Annotated in this window: 7 protein-coding genes; 6 read left to right on the top strand and 1 reads right to left on the bottom strand. The window is 68.2% G+C overall.

What is annotated here, in order from left to right; translation table 11 throughout:
• Positions 1-61 precede the first annotated feature (61 nt).
• The 5 genes from PHC73_RS06750 (at position 62) to rapZ (ending at position 4591) form a co-directional block, all read left to right on the top strand.
• On the top strand, positions 62-571 hold the full coding sequence (locus tag PHC73_RS06750) for an HAD family hydrolase (RefSeq protein ID WP_300126017.1): 510 nt from the start codon (positions 62-64) through the stop codon (positions 569-571).
• A 205-nt stretch (positions 572-776) separates the two neighbouring features.
• Positions 777-1292, top strand: coding sequence for a lipopolysaccharide transport periplasmic protein LptA (gene lptA / locus PHC73_RS06745; protein WP_300126014.1), 516 nt, complete (start codon positions 777-779; stop codon positions 1290-1292).
• The gene (gene lptB / locus PHC73_RS06740) at positions 1289-2014 is read left to right on the top strand and encodes an LPS export ABC transporter ATP-binding protein (RefSeq protein ID WP_300126011.1); all 726 of its coding nucleotides are present in this window, start codon (positions 1289-1291) and stop codon (positions 2012-2014) included. Before lptA ends, lptB begins: the two co-directional genes overlap by 4 nt.
• A gap of 214 nt (positions 2015-2228) precedes the next feature.
• Positions 2229-3701 (top strand): RNA polymerase factor sigma-54, encoded by a 1473-nt coding sequence (locus tag PHC73_RS06735; protein ID WP_300126009.1) that lies wholly within the window; start codon positions 2229-2231, stop codon positions 3699-3701.
• A gap of 17 nt (positions 3702-3718) precedes the next feature.
• Positions 3719-4591, top strand: a complete 873-nt coding sequence (rapZ, locus tag PHC73_RS06730; protein ID WP_300126006.1) for an RNase adapter RapZ — start codon at positions 3719-3721, stop codon at positions 4589-4591.
• 42 nt (positions 4592-4633) lie between these two features.
• Here rapZ and prmB read toward each other — a convergent pair whose 3' ends face one another.
• Positions 4634-5521, bottom strand: a complete 888-nt coding sequence (prmB, locus tag PHC73_RS06725) for a 50S ribosomal protein L3 N(5)-glutamine methyltransferase (protein WP_300126003.1) — start codon at positions 5519-5521, stop codon at positions 4634-4636.
• A 322-nt stretch (positions 5522-5843) separates the two neighbouring features.
• Here prmB and PHC73_RS06720 point away from each other — a divergent pair, with 322 nt between their 5' ends.
• Positions 5844-6143, top strand: coding sequence for a ComEA family DNA-binding protein (locus tag PHC73_RS06720; protein ID WP_366949820.1), 300 nt, complete (start codon positions 5844-5846; stop codon positions 6141-6143).
• The last annotated feature ends 10 nt before the right edge of the window (positions 6144-6153 follow it).

Genomic DNA, 6153 nt, shown 5'->3' with positions numbered 1-6153 from the left:
ACGCACAACATGCGCTTTTCTTCACAAACCCTGACGCGTCGCAACCCCAAGCAAACGGACCATGACCTTGGATATCGAATTGGTGCGCCTGGCGGCGCAGGTGGAGCTGGTGGTGTTCGACGTGGATGGCGTGCTGACCGACGGCCGCCTGTACCTGGGCGACGACGGCACCGAGTTCAAGGCATTCCACGTCCGGGACGGCCAGGGCGTGAAGCGGCTACGCGAGGCCGGCATCAAAGTGGCAGCACTCAGCGGCCGGCGCTCGGCGGCGGTCAGCCGGCGCATGGACGAACTGCAGGTGGACTTGTATCGGCAGGGATGCCAGCACAAGGACCGCGACTTGCTCGACCTGCTGCGGCAGTTCGGCCTCGACGGCCAGCGCGCGGCCTACCTCGGCGACGACGTCATCGACCTGCCGGCCATGCGCCTGTGCGGCTTGCCGTCGGCGGTGGCCGACGCGCACCCGCAGGTGCGCGCCGCCGCGCGCTGGGTCACCACGCTGGGCGGCGGCCGCGGCGCCGCGCGCGAGCTGTGCGACCTGGTGATCGACGCGCGCCAGGGCAAATGCTGAACGTTGCATCCAGGAACTTCGTCGGCCCGCCGCGGCGACCGCCATGAACCGAGGACCCTCGCCCCTGGGCGGACGGGCTCCGGCAACCAGACACGCGCCCATGCGGAACGTGGGCGCGTGTCCTCGCACAGGCGTTGCGGGACGGCCTGCTAAACTTGCCGGCGCGGCAAACCTGCCCGCTCCTTCATCGCAGCCAGAATTACCCATGCGTCCGTCATTCTCCCGCCGCCTGCTGGGCGCCGTGCTGCTGTGCCTGGCCGGGCCGGCCCTTGCCCTGGACTCGGACCGCCAGCAACCCATTTATATCGATGCCGACCATGTCGAGCTGGACGAGGCCAAGGGCATCAACACCTACACCGGTGCAGTAGTGGTGGTGCAGGGCAGCATGCAGATCAACTCCGACAAACTGGTCATCTACACCGAAAAGCGCAAGCCAACGCGGTACGTGGCCACCGGCAAGCCGGCCCGCTACAAGCAGCAACCGAAGCCCGACGAGGGCGACGTGGTCGCCACCGCCAACGAGATGGAATACACCGTGGCGGACAAAAAGCTGTACCTGCGCGGCAATGCCCACGTCACCCGGCAGGGCGACGTGTTTCAGGGCGACCAGCTGGTATACGACACGGTGCGCGACGTGGTCACCGGCAGCGGCGGCCCGGGTGGGCGCATCCGCATGATCATCCAGCCGCAGGAGCGCGAGGGCGCGAAAGCCACACCATGAGCGAGCTGGCCGCACACGAGTTGCGCAAGAGTTTTCGCGGCCGGCCGGCGGTGGCCGGCGTATCGCTGGCGGTGTCGCCGGGCGAGATCGTCGGCCTGCTCGGCCCCAACGGCGCCGGCAAGACCACCTGTTTTTATATGATCGTCGGCCTGATTGCGCCCGACAGCGGCCAAGTGACCATCGATGGCGCCGACATCACCGACGCCGGCATGCCGCAGCGCGCGCGCTTGGGTCTCGGCTACCTGCCGCAGGAAGCGTCGGTGTTCCGCCGCCTGTCGGTGGAGGACAACCTAAGGGCGATCCTGGAGACACGCCGTGACCTCGACGCCCGTGCCCGTGAGGAGCGCCTCGAACGGCTGCTGAACGACCTGCACATCGGCCACATCCGCACCAGCCCAGGCGCCGCCCTGTCCGGCGGCGAGCGGCGGCGGGTGGAAATCGCCCGCGCGCTGGTCATCGAGCCGCGCTTCATGCTGCTCGACGAGCCGTTCGCCGGCGTCGATCCGATCACCGTGATCGACATCCAGCGCATCATCCGCGAGCTGGCCGCGCGCGGCATCGGCGTGCTGATCACCGACCACAACGTGCGCGAGACGCTGGGTATCTGTCACCGCGCCTATATCGTCAATGAAGGCCAGGTGCTGGCCGCCGGCTCGCCGGAGGACATCCTGGCCGACGACCGGGTACGCGCGGTCTACCTCGGCGACACGTTCCGACTGTAGGCCGGCTTTGCCGGAACCGACGCCTGCGGTACGCTTCTTGCTTGAGCGCGCTGATTCATTCGGCGCTCGCCGAGCGGGGCGGAATGCCCCGGCGTGAATCCATGTCGTGAGCCGTTGATTCGCTAAGAGCGGGCATGCACCGCGCGGACGCGAACCGAAAAATCCTCAGGATGGAATTTTTTCGGCACCCACCCAGGCCCAGGTCACCGGTCGCATGAAGCAAGGTCTCGAACTCGGCGTCTCGCAGCACCTCGCCCTGACGCCCCAGCTGCAGCAGGCCATCCGCCTGCTGCAGCTGTCCACGCTCGACTTGCAGACCGAGATCCGCGAGGCGCTCGAGTCCAACCCGCTGCTGGAGACCGAGGATGAAATCGGCGAGGCCGCCGACGAGGACACGCCTGCACCCGGCCCGCAGGAACAGGCCGAGCGTGCGCTCGAGTTCGACGCCGACCACGACATCCCGCAGGAGCTGGCGGTCGACGGCCACTGGGAAGACACCTTCATCGATCTGAACGCCGGCACCGGCGCCAGCAGCCGTGACGAGGACGACGGTAGCGATTTCACCGCCCTGTCGAGCAAACCCGAGACGCTGCACGACCACCTGCGCTGGCAACTGGACCTCACGCCGTTCAGCGCCGCCGACCGGGCCATCGCCGAGCTGATCGTGGACGCCATCCGCCCGGACGGCTATCTCGGCCAGTCGCTGGCAGAGCTGTGCGCCACCGCCAGCGAGACCCGCGGCGAGCCGGTGGACGAAACCGAACTGCTGGCGGTGCTGCGGCGCATCCAGCACTTCGATCCGGCCGGCGTGGCGGCGCGTGATCTCGCCGAGTGCCTGCGCCTGCAGGTCGAGCAGTTCGAGGGCCTGGACGGTGCGCTGCGCGAGGCGGCCCTGGCCGTGCTGGACCACATCGCCCTGCTCGGCGAGCACGATTACAAGGCCCTGCTGCGCGTCACCGGCCTGCCGGCCGACACGCTCGAACAGGCCGTGCACCTGATCCAGGCGCTGAACCCGCGCCCCGGCAACAGCCTCGACACCGACGAGCCCGAGTACATCGTGCCCGACGTGCTGGTGCGCAAGATCAACGGCGTGTGGCAGGTCGAGCTGAACCCGGCCATCGCGCCGCGCCTGCGCATCAATTCGACCTACGCCGGCATGATCCGTCGCCGCGACAGCAGCGCCGACAACGAATACATCAAAAATCGCCTGCAGGAGGCGCGCTGGTTCATCAACAGCCTGAAAAGCCGCAACGACACCCTGCTGCGCGTGGCGCGCGCCATCGTGCAACGCCAGATCGGCTTTTTCGAACACGGCCCGCAGGCCATGGTGCCGCTGGTGCTGCAGGACATCGCCGACGAGCTCGGCCTGCACCAGTCGACCATCTCGCGCGCCACCAACCGCAAATACATGCACACGCCGCGCGCCATCTACGAGCTGAAGTTCTTTTTCTCGAGCCACGTGTCGACCAGTGACGGCGGAGCGGCGTCCGCCACCGCCATTCGCGCGCGCATCCGCGAGCTGATCGCCGCCGAACCACCCGGCAGCCCGCTCAGCGACAACGACGTGGCGGAACAACTCAACCAGGCCGGCATCAACGTTGCCCGGCGCACAGTCGCCAAGTACCGCGAGAGCATGGGCATCCCCTCCACCACCGAGCGGCGCAAGGCGGCGCGCCGCAAAGCCTAGGGCGGACCCCCACAGCCATGCCGCAACGCCTGATCATCGTCAGCGGCCTGTCGGGGGCCGGCAAATCGACGGCCCTGCACGCCCTCGAAGACCTCGGCTTCTACTGCGTCGACAACCTGCCGATCGCGCTACTGCCGGCCCTGGGCCAGGAGCTGAGCGCGCGCGGCGGCACCGACACGCCGGCGGCGGTCGGCATCGACGTGCGCAACGTGTCGGACCTGGCGGCGTTTCCGGCCATCCTGAGCAAGCTGCGGGCGCAGGGCGGCGACTGCCGGGTACTGTTCTTCACCGCCGACCGCCAAACCCTGATCAACCGCTACAACGAAACCCGCCGCCAGCACCCGCTGGCCCGCCCCGGCGTGGCCATCAGCGAGGCGATCGACACCGAACAACAGCGCCTGGCGCCGATCGCCGAACTGGCCGACATGACCATCGACAGCTCGGGCCTGAACATCTACCAGCTGCGCAGCACCGTTCGCGACCTGCTCAGCCACGGCCCACAGACGCCGACGCTGGTGTTCCAGTCGTTCGGCTACAAGTTCGGCGTGCCGCTGGACGCCGACCTGGTGTTCGACATGCGCTGCCTGCCGAACCCGCACTGGGAGCCGACGCTGCGCCAGCTCACCGGTCTCGACGCGCCGGTGCGCGAGTTTCTGGAACGCCAGGACGACGTGCAGCGGCTGTTCGACGACATCTGCCGGTTCCTGGACACCTGGCTGCCGCGTTTTGCCGCCAGCGACCGCAGCCAGGTCACGGTCGGCGTCGGCTGCACCGGCGGGCGGCACCGCTCGGTGTACATGGCCCATCGCCTGGGCGATTACTTCAAGGCGCGGCTCGGCGACGGCGAGGCCGGCCGGGTTCTGGTACGCCATCGCCAACTACCCGGCTGACAGGCTGAAAAAATTCCAAGGACGGAATTTTTCGGCAGTTCCCTAAAACTCCACTGTCAGCAACTCCTCACGGCCGATCACTGCCACGCCCTCGCCGCCGCGAGCCAGTTCCACCCACGTGAACGGCACCTCGGGCAGGCGCTCGACCAGCGCCGGCCAGCTGGCGCCGACCTCGAGCACCAGCAGACCGCCCTCGGTCAGATGCTGCGCCGCCCCGCGCAGGATGCGCAGCGGGTGCTCGAGACCATCCTCGGGCGACACCAGCGCGCCGCGCGGTTCGTGCCGGTACTCGTGCGGCAGCGTCGCGTACTCGGCGTCCGGCACGTACGGGGGATTGCTGACGATGAGGTCGTAGCGCTGACCGGCGAGCGCCGCGTAAAGATCGGACTGCAGCAGCCGCACCCGCTCCTCGAGACCATAGCGGGCCACGTTTGTGGCGGCCACCTCGAGCGCATCGGCGCTGACGTCGACCGCGTCCACCTGCGCGTCCGGAAACGCCAGCGCGCAGGCAACGGCGATGCAGCCGCTGCCGGTGCCGATGTCCAGAATGCGCCCGGGCTCGGCCTCGGCCAGCCATGGCTGAAAGCCGTTTTCGATGAGTTCGGCGATCGGCGAGCGCGGGATCAGCACCCGCGGATCGACCGCAAAACGCAGCCCGGCGAACCAGGCCTCGCCGGTCAGATACGGCGCCGGCAGGCGCTCGTCGATACGGCGCGCGAACAGCGCCGCCACCGCCGCGCGCTCCTGCGCGGTCAGCGCAGCGTCCAGGAAATCCACCGGCAACGGCAGGTCCAGGTGCAGCACGTGCGCCAGCAGCACCGCCGCCTCGTCGGCGGCGCCAGCCGTGCCGTGACCATAAAACAAGCCGGCGCCGGCAAAACGGCTGGCGCCCCAGCGCAGAAAATCGCGCAGCGTACGTAAGGAATCCACAGTATCCGGCTCAGCAGGATTGATGGCGGACGTCCGGCCGACGCAGGTGACGCCGGCCGGAGCCTGCCCAACGGGCGGCCAATAGTTTTGCAAACGCCAAAACGTACACGGCCGGCTCGCGCGTGTCGACCTTCACCTTCCACCACAAGTGCAGCAAGGCCAAGGCGGTAGCGGCGTACACCAGCCGGCGCCGGCGCTGCGCCCCCAATCATCAAACGAACACTTGTTTTAGGGATAAGGGATACTTGAGCCGCCTGTCTTTGCTATCAGCCTTGGGCAGGCATACCACCCGTTGCAACCCCCTCATCAGGAGTGCGAGACCATGTCGAAGAAATTTCTGCGCACCGGCTTCGTGGTGTTCATGGCGCTGGGCACCGGCGCCGCGGCCGCGCAAGCGGTCGACATCAACTGCGCCGACGCCGCCACGCTGGCCGCCGGCCTGCAGGGTGTCGGCGAGGCCAAGGCCCAGGCCATCGTGGCGTATCGCGAGCAGCAGGGGCCATTCAAGAGCGCGGACGAACTGGCCAACGTCAAAGGCATCGGCGCCAAGACGGTCGAAGCGAACCGCGCCAACATCACGGCGAGCGAGAGCTGCCAGCCGGCGGCGGCGCCGAATCCCTGAAGCCATCCAG

This window comes from Immundisolibacter sp., from assembly GCF_028696615.1.
Lineage (GTDB): Bacteria > Pseudomonadota > Gammaproteobacteria > Immundisolibacterales > Immundisolibacteraceae > Immundisolibacter.
Note: the sequence above shows the minus strand (reverse complement) of the source record. Positions and strands in the feature narration are given on the sequence as shown.

Coding starts and splice junctions, on each gene's coding strand:
- lptB (WP_300126011.1), top strand. CDS start 1,289: ATGAGCGAGCTGGCCGCACACGAGTTGCGCAAGAGTTTTCGCGGCCGG.
- lptA (WP_300126014.1), top strand. CDS start 777: ATGCGTCCGTCATTCTCCCGCCGCCTGCTGGGCGCCGTGCTGCTGTGC.
- PHC73_RS06720 (WP_366949820.1), top strand. CDS start 5,844: ATGTCGAAGAAATTTCTGCGCACCGGCTTCGTGGTGTTCATGGCGCTG.
- rapZ (WP_300126006.1), top strand. CDS start 3,719: ATGCCGCAACGCCTGATCATCGTCAGCGGCCTGTCGGGGGCCGGCAAA.
- PHC73_RS06750 (WP_300126017.1), top strand. CDS start 62: ATGACCTTGGATATCGAATTGGTGCGCCTGGCGGCGCAGGTGGAGCTG.
- PHC73_RS06735 (WP_300126009.1), top strand. CDS start 2,229: ATGAAGCAAGGTCTCGAACTCGGCGTCTCGCAGCACCTCGCCCTGACG.